Annotated in this window: 14 protein-coding genes; 10 read left to right on the forward strand and 4 right to left on the reverse strand. The window is 58.8% G+C overall.

Features of this window, described 5'->3' with window-relative positions:
* Positions 1 to 19: 19 nt before the first annotated feature.
* Genes ACE3RQ_RS13480 through ACE3RQ_RS13490 form a run of 3 tightly spaced genes read left to right on the forward strand, consistent with a single transcriptional unit; the run spans position 20 to position 5,321 of the window.
* Positions 20 to 1,264: a restriction endonuclease subunit S gene (locus ACE3RQ_RS13480; RefSeq protein ID WP_374522543.1), complete on the forward strand. Its 1,245-nt coding sequence runs from the start codon at positions 20 to 22 to the stop codon at positions 1,262 to 1,264.
* Positions 1,261 to 4,569, forward strand: coding sequence for a type I restriction endonuclease subunit R (locus ACE3RQ_RS13485; protein ID WP_374522544.1), 3,309 nt, complete (start codon positions 1,261 to 1,263; stop codon positions 4,567 to 4,569). The genes ACE3RQ_RS13480 and ACE3RQ_RS13485 overlap by 4 nt, the downstream gene beginning before the upstream one ends.
* 2 nt (positions 4,570 to 4,571) lie before the next feature.
* A complete protein-coding gene (locus ACE3RQ_RS13490) occupies positions 4,572 to 5,321 on the forward strand; it encodes a M48 family metallopeptidase (protein ID WP_374522583.1) in 750 nt (249 codons plus the stop codon).
* Between the two features lie 3 nt (positions 5,322 to 5,324).
* Here ACE3RQ_RS13490 and ACE3RQ_RS13495 read toward each other — a convergent pair whose 3' ends face one another.
* Complete coding sequence (locus tag ACE3RQ_RS13495; RefSeq protein WP_374522545.1) at positions 5,325 to 6,284, reverse strand: TniQ family protein; 960 nt, start codon at positions 6,282 to 6,284, stop codon at positions 5,325 to 5,327.
* Positions 6,285 to 6,363: 79 nt separating this feature from the next.
* Positions 6,364 to 8,265 carry a TnsD family Tn7-like transposition protein gene (locus ACE3RQ_RS13500; RefSeq protein WP_374522546.1) on the reverse strand — a complete coding sequence of 634 codons (1,902 nt, stop codon included), beginning with the start codon at positions 8,263 to 8,265 and terminating at the stop codon, positions 6,364 to 6,366.
* A gap of 351 nt (positions 8,266 to 8,616) precedes the next feature.
* On the opposite strand from ACE3RQ_RS13500, the gene ACE3RQ_RS13505 reads away from it, so the two are divergent.
* Genes ACE3RQ_RS13505 through ACE3RQ_RS13515 form a run of 3 tightly spaced genes read left to right on the forward strand, consistent with a single transcriptional unit; the run spans position 8,617 to position 13,029 of the window.
* Positions 8,617 to 9,594 (forward strand): hypothetical protein, encoded by a 978-nt coding sequence (locus ACE3RQ_RS13505; protein ID WP_374522547.1) that lies wholly within the window; start codon positions 8,617 to 8,619, stop codon positions 9,592 to 9,594.
* Between the two features lie 2 nt (positions 9,595 to 9,596).
* A complete protein-coding gene (locus tag ACE3RQ_RS13510) occupies positions 9,597 to 11,645 on the forward strand; it encodes a hypothetical protein (protein WP_374522548.1) in 2,049 nt (682 codons plus the stop codon).
* A gap of 7 nt (positions 11,646 to 11,652) precedes the next feature.
* Complete coding sequence (locus ACE3RQ_RS13515) at positions 11,653 to 13,029, forward strand: ATP-binding protein (protein WP_374522549.1); 1,377 nt, start codon at positions 11,653 to 11,655, stop codon at positions 13,027 to 13,029.
* 352 nt (positions 13,030 to 13,381) lie between these two features.
* Here the strand turns inward: ACE3RQ_RS13515 and ACE3RQ_RS13520 are convergent, their stop codons facing one another.
* Both ACE3RQ_RS13520 and ACE3RQ_RS13525 read right to left on the reverse strand, forming a co-directional pair.
* The gene (locus ACE3RQ_RS13520; protein WP_374522551.1) at positions 13,382 to 14,770 is read right to left on the reverse strand and encodes a heavy metal sensor histidine kinase; all 1,389 of its coding nucleotides are present in this window, start codon (positions 14,768 to 14,770) and stop codon (positions 13,382 to 13,384) included.
* A complete protein-coding gene (locus ACE3RQ_RS13525; protein WP_374522552.1) occupies positions 14,770 to 15,456 on the reverse strand; it encodes a heavy metal response regulator transcription factor in 687 nt (228 codons plus the stop codon). The genes ACE3RQ_RS13520 and ACE3RQ_RS13525 overlap by 1 nt, the downstream gene beginning before the upstream one ends.
* Positions 15,457 to 15,602: 146 nt before the next feature.
* Between ACE3RQ_RS13525 and ACE3RQ_RS13530 the strand changes: the two genes are divergently transcribed.
* The 4 genes from ACE3RQ_RS13530 to ACE3RQ_RS13545 all read left to right on the forward strand — a co-directional run bounded on the left by ACE3RQ_RS13530 (position 15,603) and on the right by ACE3RQ_RS13545 (position 19,065).
* Positions 15,603 to 16,712 (forward strand): TolC family protein, encoded by a 1,110-nt coding sequence (locus ACE3RQ_RS13530; protein ID WP_374522553.1) that lies wholly within the window; start codon positions 15,603 to 15,605, stop codon positions 16,710 to 16,712.
* A 13-nt stretch (positions 16,713 to 16,725) separates the two neighbouring features.
* Positions 16,726 to 18,120, forward strand: coding sequence for a multicopper oxidase family protein (locus ACE3RQ_RS13535; protein ID WP_374522555.1), 1,395 nt, complete (start codon positions 16,726 to 16,728; stop codon positions 18,118 to 18,120).
* A gap of 70 nt (positions 18,121 to 18,190) precedes the next feature.
* Positions 18,191 to 18,685 carry a plastocyanin/azurin family copper-binding protein gene (locus ACE3RQ_RS13540; protein WP_374522556.1) on the forward strand — a complete coding sequence of 165 codons (495 nt, stop codon included), beginning with the start codon at positions 18,191 to 18,193 and terminating at the stop codon, positions 18,683 to 18,685.
* Between the two features lie 41 nt (positions 18,686 to 18,726).
* Positions 18,727 to 19,065, forward strand: coding sequence for a copper-binding protein (locus tag ACE3RQ_RS13545; protein WP_374522557.1), 339 nt, complete (start codon positions 18,727 to 18,729; stop codon positions 19,063 to 19,065).
* Positions 19,066 to 19,173: the final 108 nt, after the last annotated feature.

A 19,173-nucleotide genomic window follows, 5' to 3' on the forward strand; every position in this document is an offset into this window, starting at 1 on the left:
AGAGGGATCGGAGGAACCAATGCTGCCTAAAGGTTGGCAAACTGCATCTGTGACCTCGGTTTGCACGCAGGTCAGTGTCGGCATTGTTGTTAATCCCAGCCACTATTACGTCGCAGATGGCCAAGGCGTACGCGCGTTTCGCTCAGGGAACGTCCGTGAGAACGCGGTTCAAGACGACAAGTGGGTCTACCTATCTGAAGACGGGCACCAAAAGAACAGCAAATCCAAGCTCAAGGCTGGTGACGTACTGGTGGTTCGAACTGGATTTGCAGGGACTGCATGCGTGGTACCCAAGGAGCTTGATGGCTGCAACTGCATTGACATCTTGTTCGCCAGACCGGACACGAACAAGGTTGTGCCTGAATACCTTGCACAGCTAACCAACTCTCAGCTCGGCCGTAAGCAGGTGCTTTCTGGGCAAAGCGGGCTTGCCCAGAAGCACTTAAACGTCTCGACGTATTCCAAGATGATGTTTGCGCTTCCGCCAGTCCGAGAGCAAAAGCGGATCGTTGAAGTTCTCTCGACCTGGGATCGAGCCATCCTCAGCGCAGAGCGGTTGTTGTCCAACAGCAAACGAAGTACCCGTGATTTGATGGTGTCCTTGTTGTGTGGGCATCGCCGTTTCCCTGGATACTCAGATAAGTGGCGCTACGTGGACTTTGACAGCATCTTCGAGCGAGTCACGAGGAAGAACACCACCCACAACACGACTGTCCTGACGATCTCTGGTGAGCACGGTCTTATCAGTCAACGGGACTACTTCAGCAAGTCCGTTGCGAGCGCCAACCTCAGCGGGTACACGCTGCTGCATCGGCATGACTTCGCCTACAACAAGAGCTACTCGGCCGGCTACCCGATGGGGGCGATCAAGCCGCTGCTGGCGTATGAAGCTGGTGTCGTGTCGAGCCTCTACCTTTGCTTCCGCCTACGCGAGGACGTGGACGCAGACTTCGACTTCTTCCGCCACTACTTTGAAGCAGGACTCCTGAACCAGGAGATCGAAGGCATCGCGCAGGAAGGCGCACGCAACCACGGTCTCCTGAACGTAAGCGTGACGGACTTCTTCAAGCTGCAGCTGCATATTCCCAGTGCGCCAGAGCAGCGTCGCATTGCAGAGGTCATCAATGCCGCACGCGCAGAGGAGGCCTTGCTTGAAGCCCAAATCCGAGCCTTGCGGCAGGAAAAGGCGGCCCTGATGTCCCAACTTCTTACCGGGAAGCGCCGCGTCAAGCTGTCCGAGGTTGAGTCGGAAGCCCAGGTATGAGCGCTACACCCAACACCCGCGAGCAGTACAGCGCCCACCTGCCAGCGCTGCACTTGCTGTGCAATCTGGGCTGGAGCTTCCAGACGACGGCACAGGCGCTGAGCCTGCGCAGCAGCACGCGCGAAGTGTTGCTCAAGGGGCGGCTGGTCGAGGTACTGCAGACCCGCCGCTACGAATACAAGGGCGAGTGGTACCCGCTATCGTCCAGCGGCATCGAACAGATCGTGCGGGAGTTGTCGGCGCTCAGCCTGGCCGAAGGGCTCATGCCGGCCAACGAGCGCCTGTACGGCAAGCTGGCCCTGGGCATCACGGTCACCGAGTTCATGCCGGATGGCAAGAAGCACCAGCCCACGATTGCAGTGATCGACTGGACGGATGCTTCCGCGAACCGCTGGGACGTGACCGAGGAACTGGAGGTGTTGTCTGCGCAAGGCACACACCACCGGACGCCGGACGTGGTGGCCTACGTGAACGGTATTCCGCTGGTGGTGATCGAGGCCAAGCGTCCAGAGTCGGGTGGCGGCAGCCACCCCTCGAAGGCCATGGTGCAAGAAGGCATTAGCCAGCATCTGCGCAACCAGAGGCCAGACGAGATCCCCAACCTTTTCGCGTACGCCCAACTGCTGCTGTCCATCAGCCAGACCGAGGGGCGCTACGGCACTACCCACACCGCCGCCAAGTTCTGGGCCAAATGGCGAGAGGAAGAATTCGACGACGCTCACCTGAATGCCGTCAAGAACGCGCCTTTGAGTCCGGACGTCCGTGCCGCGTTGTTTGAGGGAAAGCCTGCAGCACTCGCCACCTACTTCGACACGCTCTGGAGCGCGCCCATGCAGGCGACTGAGCAGGATCGGTTGCTGGTGAGTCTGCTGACACCGTCCCGCTTGCTAGAGTTCCTGAGGGGCTATGTGCTCTTCGACCGCAAGGTCGGAAAGATCGTCGCTCGCTACCAGCAGTTCTTTGGCATTCGGGCGCTGCTGTCGCGCATCAGTCAGAAGAAGCCCGATTCGCAGGGGGGCGGCCGTGAGGGCGGCGTCGTCTGGCACACCACGGGCTCTGGCAAAAGCTTCACGATGGTGTTCTTGACCAAGGCCCTGCTGCTGGTCGAGAGCCTCAAGGAATGCCGCATCGTTGTGGTCACCGACCGCGTTGATCTTGAAGCCCAGCTCTCGCGCAACTTCATGACGGGCGGGGCGTTCGGTTCCAGCATCGCCACGCAGAAGGATGGCGAGCGCAGCCGCACCCTTTCCGGTCGTGACCTGGCCCAGCGCATCGGTAAGGGGACCGAGCGGATCACCTTCACGCTTGTCCACAAGTTCAACACCGCGTCCAAGCTGCCCGAATGCCGTAACGACTCTGCGGACATGATCGTGCTGGTCGATGAAGGACACCGAAGCCATGGCGGCGAGACCCATGAGCGGATGAAGAAGGCGTTGCCCAAGGCGGCTTACATCGCCTTCACCGGCACACCGCTGCTCAAGGACGAGAAGACCTCCAACAAGTTCGGACCTATCGTCCACGCCTACACCATGCAACGCGCGGTGGAGGACGAAACCGTGGCGCCGCTACTCTACGAAGAGCGCGTGCCGGAACTGGACATCAACGAAGAGGCCGTCAATCGCTGGTTCGACAAGATCACCAGCAACCTCAGCGATGCTCAGCGCAGCGACCTGAAGCGCAAGTTCGCGAAGAAGGGTGCCATCTATGGTGCCGCCAACCGCATCGAACTGATCGCCTGGGACATTGCGACCCACTTCAACGAGAACATCAAGAAGGTGGGTCTAGGTCTTAAGGGCCAAGTGGCGACCGACAGCAAACTCGATGCGATCCGCTACAAGAAGGCGCTGGATGAGACAGGTTTGGTGACGAGCGCGGTCGTGATCTCGGCACCCGACACGCGGGAGGGGAACTCGGAAGTCGATGAGGACACGCTGCCCGAGGTCCAAAAGTGGTGGAAGCAGACCATGGCCACTTGCGGCAACGACCCTGAAACCTACGAGAAACAAGTCATTAGTGACTTTGGCACCGATGGCACGCCGGATCTGCTCATCGTCGTCGACAAGCTGCTCACAGGTTTCGATGAGCCTCGTAACACGGTGCTGTACATCGACAAGCCGCTGAAGGGTCACAACCTGATCCAGGCGGTAGCGCGGGTGAACCGCTTGCATGACGCCAAGCGATACGGCGTGCTGGTGGACTACCGCGGAATCCTGAAAGAGCTGGACACCGCCATTCGGGCCTATCAGGACCTTGAGTCACGCACTCAGGGCGGGTTCGACGTTCAAGACCTGGAAGGGCTATATCACCAGTTCAGCACGGAGTACAAGCGCCTGCCCGGTCTTCATGAGCAGCTGTGGTCATTCTTCAAGTCGGTTACCAATAAGCTTGACCGTGAGCAGTACCGGCAGGTTCTCGCACCTCGCTTCGTCAAGGACGCTGATGGGACAGAGTACGACGAGCGTCAGAAGCTACGCGACGACTTCTACGACGCGCTGACTTCCTTCGGGCTGTGTCTCCAGACAGCGTTGTCATCACGTAGCTTTTTCGAGGACAAGAGCTTCTCCGAAGAGCTGATTGCTCGCTACAAAAGCGACCTTCGTTTTTTCACTGAGCTGCGTCAGACGGCCCGCCGCGATGCCATGGAGACGGTGGACTACAGCGTCTACGAGGAACAGATCCGTAAGCTGGTGGACAAGCAGGTGATCGGCACCGAGGTCAGGGAGCCCGACGGGGTGTATCTCGTGCACCAGCTTGGCCAGGAAAAGCCCGAAGACTGGTCAGAGGAGAAGACTCGCAACGAGACGGACATGATCCGCACGCGGTTGCGCAAGACGATTGAGCAGGAACTGGCGGCAGATCCATATGCACAGAAGGTGTTTGGTGAGTTGCTGCGCCAGGCGATTGCGGAGGCGGAAGCGATGTTCGAGCACCCGCTCAAGCAGTACGCCTTGTTCAAGTCTTTCGAGGAACAATTGGAGGCACGAGCTACGCCTGGGATGCCGGAGGTGTTGATCGCCAACCCGCACGCCAAGGCTTACTTTGGGGCTATCCGCATGGTGCTCGGCGAAGAGAGCTTTGGTGCCCTGGATCCAGAAGGCGTCGAGCGCTTGGTGCAGCAGTCCTTGGCTATCGATACCGTGGTGAAGGACGCGGCGGCTGAGAACTCGCTCAACCCGCAGAACATCGAGGCGGCAATCCGCAAGAGTCTGTTGCCACTGCTGTTCGGCAGCCTGGGCCTCGACAACACCAAGCAGGTGGTGGAGCAGGTCATCCAGATCACCCGAATTGGTCTCAGCAGGGCGTGATCATGGTGGCTGAGGTTACGGAAGGCCAGCACCAGGTGGCCTATGGTGACGAGCAGATCGTCTTCACGCTGCGCAGGCAACCCGCTCGAGTGGTGCCTCGTATTGCGATTCACGTTGAGGCCGATGGTCGTGTAGAGGTGGATGCCCCGCCATCAACGCCATTGGCTGCCGTACTGGCTGCTGTTCGGAAACGCTCGCGCTGGATCAGTCAGCACGTCTCCGCGGCCCGTGCACGGCTGGCTCATGTGCTGCCGCGAGAGTACGTTAGCGGCGAGTCCATCCAGTACCTGGGTAAGCGGTATCGACTCAAAGTCATCGTTCAGGCCGATGCACGGCCCGAAGCGAAGTTACGAGGTGTGTTTTTGGTGGTTCGAGCGCCCAACCACGATGCTACAGTCATTCGGGCATGCATCGACGCTTGGTACCGTTCCCGCGCCCGCGAAGTCTTCGAGGCCCGCCTCAAGGTAGTCGCAGAACCGTTACGCTGGGTACGCCAGCTTCCCCCGTTTCGCCTTCAGTTCATGACGCGTCAGTGGGGGAGTTGTTCTCCTTCGGGGCGGTTGACCCTCAATCCTTGGCTGGTGGCTGCGCCTCGTGAGGCCATTGATTACGTCCTGCTCCATGAGATGTGCCACCTGAAGCATCACAACCACAGTCGGAGCTTCTATGCCACGTTGACCAGGCACCTTCCTGACTGGGAGCGAGTTAAGACACGATTGGATGACCAGGTGGAGGTCATCTTGCGCCGCTGAAGGTCACGCCACCTGGAGATGTTCAGCAGTAACACATTGCTTTTTCGAGATGAATGTAGACATCGAGGTCACAAGTGCTTTTTGCGCAGCCTCATCGGTGTCGAAAAGAGCAACAGCCGCCACCATAACTTCCAGAAGAGTCAAGTGCCCCAAGTCAGTCCAGATCAACTGGCGGACAAAGCTTCTGATCGGACCCGCTTCCAATTTTTGCGGGCTGATCCAGGCCCGCAGCCAAACCAGCGGGAACTGCTCCAGGATGTAGTTGTGCAGTGCGGCGTCAGTCGCTGCGACTGATCGCTCTTGAGCCAGCATGCTCCAACGAGATCCCAGCACCTCAGCCAAACGGGCACGGTCAATGAAGATGCCGCTCTGGACAGCCCAGTCGAGCAAAGCCAGAGCGCGCTGCACCATAACGCTGGAAGCCTCAGCCGCCAAAAGCTCTTCAGGGGCAAATTCTGCTTCGCCCAGATGTTGGTCGGGCGTCGAAGTCAAGGCACCCCGCTGCGACACGCCGAGCAGCGGTGTTCGATGCACGGGACATAGATGGCGACCAGGCAGTTGATGGCTGCGCCGCCAGTACGAAAAGTAGTGAGCCTGCAGGTCTTCGCGGACGCAGTCAGGGCAAAACTGGAACTGGGTGTGCCCCACGCTGAACATCAGGCGCCCGGTCAGGGCGGTCGGCATTCCAGAGGTATACAGATACTCCGCTGGTGCGGTCGGCAAAGCCAGCGTGGCCGCGCAGGTATGGTTTTGGACCAGTTCGGCCACAGAGAGATCGTTAAAACGTGCCAGGGACTCAACCAGAAGTTGAACCGGACCCGGTACTACGCTCGTGTCAACCCTCAGCGCCCACGCCGTGAGGTTCGCAATCTCGGTCACGTTGGTCGTGCCATTGAGGGCCATCAATCGGCCACGGTAGCTGAGCAAGAGTTCATCGGGCAAGATTTTCGGAATGATCATCATGTCAGTCGGCAATGCCGGTGGTTGTTATGACCATTCGATTCTCCGAGCCGAACCCCCCTGATTTTTGAAAACGTGGAATCTAACGATTTTGTTTCGTCCGTTTCGACGCAATGAGAATCATTGTGGCTGCTGCCAAGGCTGCAGCCGTTCTGGGCAGCTTAGCCAGATGCCGCACATGATTTCTCAGGCCTGGCACTTGCCGCACCAGTTCTGAGACGCTTTTGAACGTTGGCGCTGCTGTGCCGCTGGCTGAGATCAGTTTCTCGATCGATCGGACAAAACTGAGGTCTCGCTCTTCCCAGTTTGTCCTTCCGGATGCGGCGTGGGATCGTCCTGCGGGGAGTGAGGCGCACCACTGCTGAAACCATTCCTTATCGTGCCGAAGCGCCCAGACAAAGTCAGCGGTTATGGCTCGTTTGATATCTGTTGGACTGAAGTCAGGGTGACCTCGCGAATACCTTGTGAGTGCACGTCGAGCATTTTGCTGGCGTTGTGCTGTCAGCCGACGTTCTCGCTCCTCACGCAACCCAGGGGTCGCCAGGAGGATGCGCGTGATTGTTACGACGGACACTGTCCAACGCCGTGCGATGTCTATCTTGGCCATACCTTTTCGCAAGCTGGACTGAATGTGGCGACGAGTGCGATCGTCAATGCTCTTCGGGCGCCGGTGAACCGCCACCCCATCATGTTCAGCCCACAGCAGTGCGGAGTTGGTGCTGACGCCGCATGCGCGGGCGGCCGACGCCACGGAGCGGCCTTCACGGATCAGGCGGACGACCTGATCTCTCACTGTGGCGCCCACCGATAGCGGTCTTTTTTTGGGAGCCGTTGGAAATGTTGGGGTTCGAGCCTCGGTGGTCCGAGGCGGGCTCTCATAGATCTCTCGGAACGAAGCCCAACTGCCAAAGAGCCATCGGATCACCACCATGTGGCGTAGGGGATGCATGGGCGGCCCTATCGGATTGAGCAGTCGGCGCAAGGTCGCTTCTGCAGCTTTGTATGTTTGAGCCAAAGCGCTCAGTGGCGGTATGGCTCGGTATTGCTGGAGACTCTCGAAGAGCACAGGCCTGATACTTTGGATACGTAAACGGTCACCCGCGCCGCACAGGTCCAGTTGCCGTAGCCGGTCGCGAAACAGGCTCGCTTCCCGTGCTCGATCAACCGAGAAATCGATGGGCATCGCTTGCAGTTCTGTGATGTCGTCCGCCAGTTCCTGTGCGACCCGCCATGCCATGCTCTGCGGGTCGCCGGACAGACACAGTTGCCGATCGTTGACTTGGATGTCATCAGGCAACAGCCACAGCAGCCGCTTCCTGCCATCGACTTTGAGTTTCGTCTCCCAGAGCGTCCTGCGATGTACCGGACAGCACAGGACTCCTGGGAGCTGATGGTGCAGATGCCATGTGGGCATGCCCAGCGATCGAACGTCATCTTCCACGCACGCCTCACATGCACGCAGCGGGTGGCTCGCACCGAAGCCTGACGCCAGCAGACCGAGCTCCTGTTTCAGTGCCTGAGGTCCGCAGTTTAAGAGTCGATCAATCACTGCCCGTCGAGTCTCAGCATCCCGAAAGCGCAGGTAGTAACGCAGCACGGTGCGCCCAAGCAGGATGGCGGCTGCATCACCCCGGTCAGTCCATGTTCGATCGACAAAAGCTTGGACGTGACCGCTGACATCGTGCCGCAACGCACCGAATCGATCCCCGAACAACTGCACTGACGTATGGGCGGCCAGTGGATGCCCGACCAGGCGGTGAAAGCGGCAGCACAGGCTGTAAAACGTCTCCTGCCCGTACCAATTCGGAATCCACGGTCGGACTGGTGTTTGCTTCCGGTCCATTACTCCCTCCATGACGAGCAGATCGCTCTTGCAGAGGATCATTGAATCCGTGTTGCAAAAATGCGTCAATCGTCTGAGCTCGTGCAATCGCGTTGGATGTATCAACTCACCATCAGTGAACAGATAAAAGTGCAGATTCACTGCAATTCAATCGCGTGCAGACATTCAGATCACCATTGAAGAAAAATTTGCACGTGATCGACTAATGTTTGCGGGAACTGGCGTCTTCAGAGGGAAATGCTCAATCGAGTAAACGTTGCACCGTTTACCGGCTAACTTCCGCAGCGTGTTAGTCGTGAATATTCGATATTCACATCCCAGATTTTTTCCTCACGTGTGCACCTTGCACGTGTGTTTTGCACAACTTTCCACCTCTTCCGTTTTTTCGCTCCAGAGCCTCTACCATTTTTCCTATCACAGCTGATCTGTGCCAGTGAGTACAGGTCAAACCTCGAGATATCCCCGCAAGGGATGCACGTTGCGGTTTGAAAGATGAAGAAGAGGAACGTCAAGCAAGCACGGCTGTTGGAAATTTACCGACGGCAAGACTCCGTTGCCTGGGGGCCGAAGTACGTTCCTGCGCAGCTTGCCAGCAAAACCGAAGCTCCCAAGATCTCTCGTAACGGAGAACTTCCTTCGTTGAAGTTGCAGCGCATGCTGCATGCGATGTCGGGGCCCGAGTTGGATGTTTTTCCCCTGGCCATGTATCACCCGGCGTTAATTGATTTCAAGGAGGGGATGATCATGCAAGTCGAGGCTTCGGATCACCCCCTTGTCGGTCACCGCAAAGCGATTGGTCTGCAACTGCCCACCACCAGTGGCACCGACGCGATTGTTGAGCGTCTCGGCTTTCATGGACGCCACCCCCGGATCCGCGCAGAGGACCGAGATGAGGAGGGAAACATCTTCCGGTTCTGGGCCCCATGGCCTTGGATCCTGGACCCCATGTTGTTCCTCGAGGACGCTCAAGGGCCCTATTGCATCTCTTGGGACATCAAGCGTTCGTCACATGACCATGGAATGCCGGGGCCTGGCGACTACACAGAAAGGCAATCGCCGCGAGCGATCGAGAAGGCAAAAATTCGTGATCTCGTCTATCAGGAATACATGAGAGAGCTCAATATTCGAATTGTTCGTGTGGCGCAAACAGATATTCCTCGAAGCCTCGCTACCAATTTGCGACACCTCCTCATTCAGCACGCGCAGCTGCCAGACATTGATCCAGTCTTGCATGGCGAAATGTTATTGGCTTTGGATGATGCATTCAGACGGGGTAATCCGCCGATTGAGGTGATGGCTGATTTCGCGAAATCCGGGGTGACTCCTCGATTGGTAATGCACTGTCTGGAGCATGCAATTTTTGAGCGACGTATTCGGGTCGATCTGTACCAGCGTTGTATGCCCGATCGGCCAATGATTCCTGAGCAAAAAGACGTTTTGGTTGAGTTTTCTCACTGGTTTGAGCGCTGATCATGGCAACGATCGTTACTGCACCTGACGGATACAAATCCCTGAAGAAGGGTGTCTGCTACTACCTGCTTAAAACCCACGTTCGGAAAGATCGTGTGCTGCTCGTGTCATTCCATGAACATCAGAAAGCGAATCAGGCAGAGCGTGTTCGTAGCGCTGTGACACATGTGCTGTCACGCGAAAGTTTTGAGGCAGGTCTCAGCGATGGGGCGCCGGGGAAAGCGCCATCACTCGTTGTCACAACCAAGGACAACGCGATGCCTCATTGGTTGGCCGACATCGAAGGGCGTGACTTGGATGCCGAACCTCAAATGTTTGAGGTCTCTAAGAATTCGCAGCTATCGCTCCATGATGAGGTGGTCGAGCGTCTCGTTCGCATCCAACCGGCACTCGAGGCTGTCGAAGATGTCCTCTCAGCAGATTTCCCTGATCAGGAACTCAACAAGTTCGCGAGAGCCTGCCGCCCAGCCAAGGTCAATGAGACACGGTTCCGTCTTTGGTTCTATTTGTATCTAGTCTTTGACAGGCGGATTTGGGTTCTTCTGGGTCCCCGTTTCCGCTGTGGACGGTGGGACCGCCTTGATCCTCAATATCAGGCCTCTCAACTTGGACGACCATCCGATGCACACGGGGTGAAGGTTGGCCATAAGACGACCCCGGAGATGATTCAAAAAATCGTTAATGGATTCCGACGGTATGCGAAGTCCGCCGGTAGCCTCGCAAGTGCAATCCCCGTGATTTTGCGGAAAGAGTTTGGTTGTTCGACACGAAAGCTTCCAGACGGATCCCGAGAGATTTATCACCCGCGTGGTGAGCCGTTCCCTTCAACTGACAAGTTCTACTACTACCTTAAAAAGATAGTTGGCCCCGATGAGGTGCGGCGCGTTTTGCTCGGCGAAGTTCGAATGCGAAATGAATATCAACCCCATATGGGACGGATGTCTGACTTTGTCTACTTTACCGGGGAGCGCGCACACATGGATGCCGCAACGGTACTTGAATATCCCCGGGGCTATCTTGGGGAATACCACCTTGAACGATTGAAGCGTGTCGACTTGGTGGATTCGGCGACCGGTCAAATCCAAGGCGTTGGATTTTCTCTCGGTAGTGAAGATGATGACATCTATAAGCTTGCCTTGTTTTGCGCGGCCGTACCAAAGTCGAAATTTGGTCGACTCTTTGGGATCGAGATTGATGACAGTGATTGGCCGTCTGTCGGGCTACCCGCGAATGTTGTGACAGACCGTGGACCAGGCGGAAGTGCGTCAGTCAAGAAGGAGCTCAACAAATGGGTGATTGCAAGGGAGGCTACGCCGAGCTATCAACCCAAAAGTAATGCACCAACTGAGAGCAAGCACACGAGAAATCACAACAAAGGCGCCCCGCCCGAATACAAATTTAGTGACCACACTCCGATTGAGCTGATCAAACGGGAGATCTTGGACGTGATCCGTAAGAACCGCAGTGATGACGTTTCGTCTCGACTCACAGATCAAGCCGTTCTTGAAGATGTCGGATGCCCTAATGATCTATATGAGTTTCTTGTAAGGCGAGAGCGCAGCAGCCTGATTGATGTCCCATTTGAAGATGCTGTTCGTAGCTTCCTGAAAGAGACCGAATTTCATGCTGAAAGAGGTGAGCTGACGCGGGATGGGCGTCGCTATCTCGTGCCTGCGTCTCACCTCCCAACACTTGGGGCGGCGATTGTGCGTTTTAACAAGAAAACACCGCTAAAGGGCTACTACATCCCTCTGGCTCCGCTTTATGCGTGGGTTGAGTTCAATGGTGAACTCATTGAGGTGCAAGCATTTGGGCACCCGACCGATGACGCATTGTTCATGACGGATGGGGAGAGTCACCTGGTTCAGCAGGCGCGGGGGAAGGCCTCTACCCGTCAGAAGCGACGTGTTGTGACTGAGCGGGTCGCAGCCCAAGAACGCTGCAAAACAGAGAGCGGTAAGGAGTGGTTCTCAGGTCGAAGCAGTGGCCGACTTGCTGTTTCCACGCCCGATCAAAGAGACGAAATGGATCGTTTGAAACACAGTTTCTAAGGCGAACATGCAGAAAACACCATGGATCAATAGTGTCACACTCCCGAAAGACGATACCGTCTTGAAGGGCGCAGTTCGGATCGAGCCGGTGCCGGTGTGCGACATCGACAAACTGCCTGTCGATGTCGCGGTTGAACTGCTTCATGCTGCCTTGAAGGTGCCTTACCGAGCGTCTGATCAGCACATCGGGATCATCAGACAACTCTTGGGCCCCATGTTGGCGCATGCCGTTCTGCACTACGGTAGCGAAGAGCAATTCATTCGCGCCGCAATGGGGCAGTTGAATCTTCCGCTTGATCCTCGAATTACTGTTTTGACGGGTCAGCCTGGTGTTGGGAAGTCCGCACTCCTGCTCGCCATCGCAAGACTCATTCCTTCTGGTGAAAAGATTCAGGTTTGTGGCGACCTGCCTCAGTTTCCACTGAACCCTATCGTTCACCTGCCGATTCGCTCGAACATCAGTAAAGCAGAAATGTATGACCTGATCGCTGGGAGGATCGGGCTCGGCCACGATTACGAGGCGCGATCGGAGGGGGATCTGAGGCACCTGCAATTGAGGATGGTTCAGCATGGTTGTTGCGGCATCCTGACCGACGAGCTCCAGTTTGTGACACGAAGCAGCAACGCCAACAGTCAAGTGTCGGTGTTGATTACGCGCTTGGCTGACTTCGGTATTCCGCTGACGCTCACCATGAATTACAGCTTAGTTCACAAACTGAAGCGGCGTCCACCCGAGGAGCGGGCTCGGGTGCTGTCATCGCCCATCGTGATGCTGCCTGACCATGGAGACGACCCTGGTTATCGCGCTTACCTGGATGATTTGAAAGTGGTGATGGATGGTCGGCTGAAGATCGATCCACACAAGGACTCGCATGAGATCGCCTCATTGACCGGGGGCCTCAAACGGCCTTTGCTCAGACTCATTTCTGTTGCTTACAAGCTGGCGCGACGCCAAAGCGGTAAGACGACACAAGAGGTGGTGGTCCAGATGAACCATCTTCACCAGGCATACGAGTCGTTGGATTTTGAAGAAGATCGAAAGCTGGTCGAGCAGTGCCACCGTGCGCTGCTGGGTCTGGGTAACGTCGGCGACGAATACACCTGCCCATTCGATCTGCCCCCTCACCAAGCCAAACAGATGGAGGATCGGGCAAACGAGCTCCGGCAGCGACAACTGGCAAAAAGTGAGCTTGCAGCGGCCGTTGGAAAATCGGCAACTCAAGCCCGCCTGGCCGATGAGCGAGAAGCGACCCCATCTCCTCAGATCCGAGTGCCCGCAGCAGCGAAGTCTAATCAGCAATCCAGAACAACGACACGACGGACTCCGCCGCCTCGTGTTGCCACCGATCTCATAGCAGGATTGAACAGGCTTCTCAAACGATAGCGCAGGGCCTTCAGCCATCAACGAAGGTCAGCTGAACTGCTCGCCCAGCAACCGGCAGGTACAGCCATTTCTCTAAGACTGGCTTGCCCGTCGCGCTGAGAAGAGCATGTTCATAGGAAGCGAGCGGAGATGGATGGGCGGTGCGCAACATGTTTCCGCGCACCCTTATCCATGAGGGAGGCCTCCGAGCACCCCATACGCGATGCTGGGAGTGGCCTCGGCGAGACTAAGCCCAGCTGGAAACATGTCAATGACTGCGGTGGCAGTAACCTCTGCTTCAGGCTGGGAGCGGTCACCCGAACCTCCCGACCGAAAGGTCGCGATCGACGTGACCGGACATCCCAAGCTCCAGTCAATCTGCAACTGAGCCTGGGAACATGAGGCAGAAGGTGGTGACGCCGTAGCTGGAACTGGCTGTCACGGAGCCGCCATGGGCGGCCATGATGGCCTGGGTGATCGACAGGCCCAGGCCAGCGCCATCGGAGTCCGGGTGGCTGCGCGACTTGTCCACCCGGAAGAAGCGGTCGAACAGCCGGGGCAGGACGTCGGCCGAAATGGTGTTCCCGGTGTTGGTCAGGCACAGCGCAACGGCCGCGCCCTTCTTTTCGATCGCCACCTTCACATCGGCATCGTCGGGTGAGTGCCGCAGGGCGTTGGACAGCAGATTGCCAATGGCGCGCCGGACCATCAGGCGGTCTCCCATGATCACCGCCTCTCCTGCCAGCGAAAGACGAATGCGTTTCTCGTCGGCCACAGCATCGTAGAAGTCGAACAGCGCCCGCGTCTCCTGCTCCAGTGCGATCGCCTCCGGGTTAGGCAGTTCGATGCCATGTTCCGTCTTGGCCAGAAACAGCATGTCGGACACCATGCGGGCCAAGCGCTGGAACTCTTCTGCATTGGAGGCGAGGATGTCCTGGTAGGCGCTCGCGTCCCGCTTCTGCGCCAGTGACACCTGGGTCTGCGTGAGCAGGTTGTTGATGGGGGTGCGCAGTTCGTGCGCCAGGTCGCTGGAGAACTCCTGCAGCCGCGCGAAGTCGGCCTGAAGGCGCTCCAGCATGGTGTTCAGGCTCTGTGCCAGGTCGGCGAATTCCGCCGGCACCGCGTCCACCGGCATGCGCTGGTCCAGCTTCTGGGCAGTCACCGTCATGGCGCGCTCCTTCATGACCCGCAACGGCGCCAGGCCTCTGCGCGCCGCCCACCATCCCAGCAGGCCGCTGACCAGGATGGCACCCAGCAGGTACAGCGCCAGCGTGTGGCGAAGCGCTTGCAGGAAGTGCGCGTGGTGCGCTGTGTCCAGAGCAATCCGCAACTGCAACGCTGTCTGTGAGGTGGCCCAGGGCAACATGGGCACCTCGAACCGGGCCGACAGACCCCTGAGCATCTGGCCGCCATCGTCCCAGTCCATCGGATCGGCGCCAGAACCTGCTGTGGGCAGGTCGGCTGGGAACCGTGGAGCCTCCTGGCCATACACGAGCCGATCACTTTGCCGCAGATCGATGTACAGCCCGTGATGGCTGCCCAGAAACTCGTCCAATCGGCTGGACAACTCTGCCTGTGAAGGCGACTCCCGGACGATTTTCTGGACCAGCTCGATCTTGTCATGCAGATAGTCCCGGTCCAGTTCAACGAAGTGCCGCCCGGTCGCCAGCGACACCAGCAGCCCCATCCCGACCAGCACCAAGGCCGAGACCAGGGTGTAAAACGCCGTCAGGCGTGCGGTGAGAGAAAACCGTCCCGGCATCAGCGGGTGCCCTCGGGCGCTTCCAGCACGTAGCCCATGCCCCGGACAGTCTGGATCAGCCGCGGCTCGAAGGGGTCGTCCACCTTGGCCCGCAAACGCCGCATGGCCACCTCGATCACATTGGTGTCGCTGTCGAAATTCACATCCCATACCTGGGAGGCAATCAGGGAGCGCGGCAGCACCTCGCCGTGGCGGCGCATCAGCAATTCCAGCAGGCCGAATTCCTTGGCCGTCAGATCGATGCGTTTGCCGGACCGGGTCACACGCCGGCGCAGCAGGTCGAGCTCCAGATCGGCGACTTTCATCGAAGTGGGTTCCATACCCGTGCGGCCGCGCCTGAGAATCGTCCGGACCCTGGCCAGCAGTTCGGCAAACGAAAACGGCTTGACCAGGTAGTCGTCTGCCCCCAATTCCAGGCCCTTGACGCGGTCCTCGACCTGATCGCGTGCCGTGAGGAACAGCACGGGCATTTGCCGTCCCTGGCTGCGCAGGTTCTTGAGCACCTGCCACCCGTCCATGCCTGGCAGCATGACATCCAGGATCACCAGATCGTGGTCCCCCTCCAGGCCATGGTGCAGACCGTCCACACCGTTGGTGACGAGTTCCACGGCAAAGCCGGCCTCGCGCAGGCCTTGTCTGAGGTAGTCACCCGCTTTGGGCTCATCTTCGACGATCAGAATTTTCACGTTCACGTTCTCCTGACCTCGAGTTTGCCCGTATCGAGGCGGGCGCGACAAAAGCTGACCTTTTTGTAATCTGACCGACAGGGAAGTGACGAACTCGCCTCGCCAGAATCCGCACCACTTGATCCACATCAAAAGGAGCGATTGCAGTGAAACCTTTGTTCAGTTATCGAGCCACAAGCCAGCTGCTGGTGGCAGGCCTGTTGGTCGTCCCATTCGCGCTGGCTGCGCAGACGGCCAGCCCGACGCAGGAGGCCGACTGGCGCCGTGCCAATGACGCAGTGGGAGTGTTCAAGCGCGGCCATGCCGACGTACTCAAGTGGGAGCAGACCAACGTGAGCGTCGCCGCCGTTACGCCGAGCAGCACCATGGGAGTTGCCATCCCCACCGCAGAGGTAGCGGTTCGCATGGCCTGGATGGTGCATCGCGATCTGGCCCGTGCGTTGGCTCGGTTGGGTCCTAAGCACGAGCAACTGATCGCTGAGGGCCGTTGGACGGAACTCGACCCCAGCCTGCAGCGCCGCGTCGAAGATACCGGCGAGGTGCTGGAAGTGGCTGCGGCGGGGCGTAAAGCCTGGATCGAAGCCGTGGCAGCCCAACAGGTCCTGAAGCACCAGCGTGACATGCTGGAAGCCGCGCAGGCGGCCTATGAACTGGGTCAGCGCATGGTGACGGTGGGCAACTGGAGCAAGCTGCAACTGTCTCCCGTTCAACTGGCTGCATCCAATGCACGCATGAATCTGAGGCGAGCGCAGCAAGCCGCCGCCCAGGCGCAGGCCAATCTGGTCAAGACGATGGGGCAAACGGGTCTTCAGGATGGCTTTGTGTTGCCAGACCAGTTGCCTGCCATCCCGGCGCAACCCATGGCCGCAGCGGACTTGCAAAAGCGCGGTGATGCTGTTCGCAACCAGTTGCCAGACGCAGAAAGCCTGCGTAATCGTGCGCTATCGAAGTCAGCCATGAACGTTTATTGGGCCGCCCACGCCTTGGCGCAGGACAGCCAGGGCGACATCCTGAAGACCCGTGAGTTCATCACCGAAGAGACGGTGCTGCACTACAACGGCATGCTCAAGAGCGTCTGGGACCTGCTGGACGAGGTGCGCAACCAGTCTCAGGCCACGGTGGATGCAATCGGTGCACAGCGCGACTTCTGGCTGGCCGAGGCCGATCTGCAGTGGGTCTTGCAGGGCGGAGAGCCCGACAGTTTTGTGAATCTGGGCGGCGCCGGTGGCGAGGCTCCGGCAGCAGCAGCGCATTGAAAGGACACATCACATGACCAACACCCCTACCAACTCCAGACGACAGTTCTTCGCCGGCGCCGCTGCCTCCGTGGCCGGCCTGGCCGTGGCCCGCTCTGCTTTGGCTGGCTTGCCCGAGCCGGTCATCCAGACTTCGGTCGACACCGCGCCGCCGCTGGTGCCACAGACCGGCCGACCCTACAACCCGGTGGTCACGCTCAACGGCTGGACGCTGCCCTGGCGCATGAACAACGGTGTCAAGGAATTCCACCTGGTGGCCGAGCCCGTGGTGCGCGAGGTCTCGCCGGGCTTCAAGGTCAACATGTGGGGCTACAACGGTCAGAGCCCAGGCCCGACCATCGAGGTGGTGGAGGGCGACCGCGTGCGCATCTTCGTGACCAACAAGCTGCCCGAGCACACCACCATCCACTGGCACGGCCAGCGCCTGCCCAGCGGCATGGACGGCGTGGGGGGGTTGAATCAGCGCGCCATTCCAGTGGGCAAGACTTATGTCTACGAGTTCGAGGCTCGGCGCCCTGGCACCTTCATGTACCACCCGCACGCCGACGAGATGGTGCAGATGGCCATGGGCATGATGGGCATGTGGGTGACCCACCCCAAGGCCAAACACCCGCACATCAGCGAGGTGGACCGCGACTTCTGCTTCCTGCTCAACGCCTTCGACGTGGAGCCTGGCAGCAAGACGCCCAAGGTCAACACCATGACCGACTTCAACATCTGGTGCTGGAACAGCCGGGTGTTCCCCGCCATCGACACGCTCAACGTGCGCCTGAACGACCGCGTGCGCATCCGGGTGGGCAACCTCACCATGACCAACCACCCGATCCACCTGCACGGCCACGAGTTTCTGGTCACGGGTACGGACGGCGGACCGACCCCACCCAGCACCCGCTGGTACGAAGTCACCACCGACGTGGCCGTGGGCCAGATGCGCCAGATCGAGCTGATCGCCGACGAAGAAGGTGACTGGGCCATGCACTGCCACAAGAGCCACCACACCATGAACGCCATGGGCCACGACGTGCCCACCCTGATCGGCGTGGACCACCGCGGCCTGGTCAAGAAGATCCAGAAGGTGGCGCCCGACTACATGCTGATGGGCGAGCGCGGCATGGCCGACATGGGCGAGATGCAGATGCCGATTCCCGACAACACGGCGCCCATGATGACCGGCACCGGCCAGTTCGGCCCGCTGGAAATGGGCGGCATGTTCACGGTCTTCAAGGTCCGCAAGGACCAGAAACCGGGCGACTACAAGGACCCGGGACCGTACAAGTTCCCGGAGGGCACCGTGGCGTACGAATGGACCGGGGCGCTACCCCCGACACCACGCCCTGCGGCCAGCAGTGACACGACGCCCGCCACCGCGCAGGTGGTCAAACCCACTGCCAAAGGCATGTCCCACTGAAATGGGCCATTGCCCGCCTCACGACCGTTTTTCCTCAACCGTTTCCCCAACCAAAACCCAAAGGACAACCGTGAAATCCCTCAAGTTCAACTTCGCCTCCCGCGCCGGCTTTGTTTTCGCTGCTGCAGCATTGGCCGCATCGGCTGCTTTCGCTGGTGGCACCCACGGCGGTGGCCACCACGAAGAGTCTCCTATCGGCGAACCGGGCGTTGCAGCCAAGGTCACGCGCACGATCGAGGTGGACGCTGCAGACAGCATGCGCTTCACACCGTCGAACGTGTCGGTGAAGAAGGGTGAGACCATCCGTTTTGTCATCAAGAACTCCGGCAAGGTGCCGCACGAGTTCAGCCTCGGCACGGAAAAGGAACTCAAGGAGCACTACGAAGTCATGAAGAAGTTCCCGACCATGGAGCACGAAGAACCCAACAAGATCTCGCTCAAGCCTGGCAAACAGGGTGAAGTGATCTGGCGCTTCACCAAGCCCGGCGTGGTGAACTTCGCCTGTCTGCATGTGGGCCACTACGAGGCCGGCATGAAAGGCCAGGTCAATGTGGCGGCCAATTGAGCTTTTTTCTCGCGATCTCAACTCAACGAAAGGACTTTACGATGAAGCTGCGAGCAATTTTGAGTGCGGGCGCACTGGCCTTCACCGCCTTCGCCATCAACCCCGTGTTTGCCCAGATGAACATGGACCACGCCAAGATGGGCTTGGCTGCAGCTCCCGGCATGACCGACGGTGAGGTGCGCAAGATCGACAAGGACGCCGGCAAGATCACCATCAAGCACGGTGACATCAAGCACATGGACATGCCCGGCATGACCATGGTCTTCGTGGCCAAGGACAAGGCCTTGTTGGACAAGACCAGCGTCGGCGCCAAGATCCAGTTCATGGCCACCAACGAAAACGGGCAGATGACGGTGACCGACATCCAGCCAGCGAAGTGACTCTTCAGCGCGCAGGTTACCTCCGTTCAGCTGCGGTCGTTCTGGCACTCGCCGGGGCTTCCGCAGCCTTTTTCTGGTGGCAATCTGCGGACCTCTTCCGGCCAGTTC

The organism is Hydrogenophaga sp., assembly GCF_041913525.1.
GTDB lineage: Bacteria > Pseudomonadota > Gammaproteobacteria > Burkholderiales > Burkholderiaceae_C > Hydrogenophaga.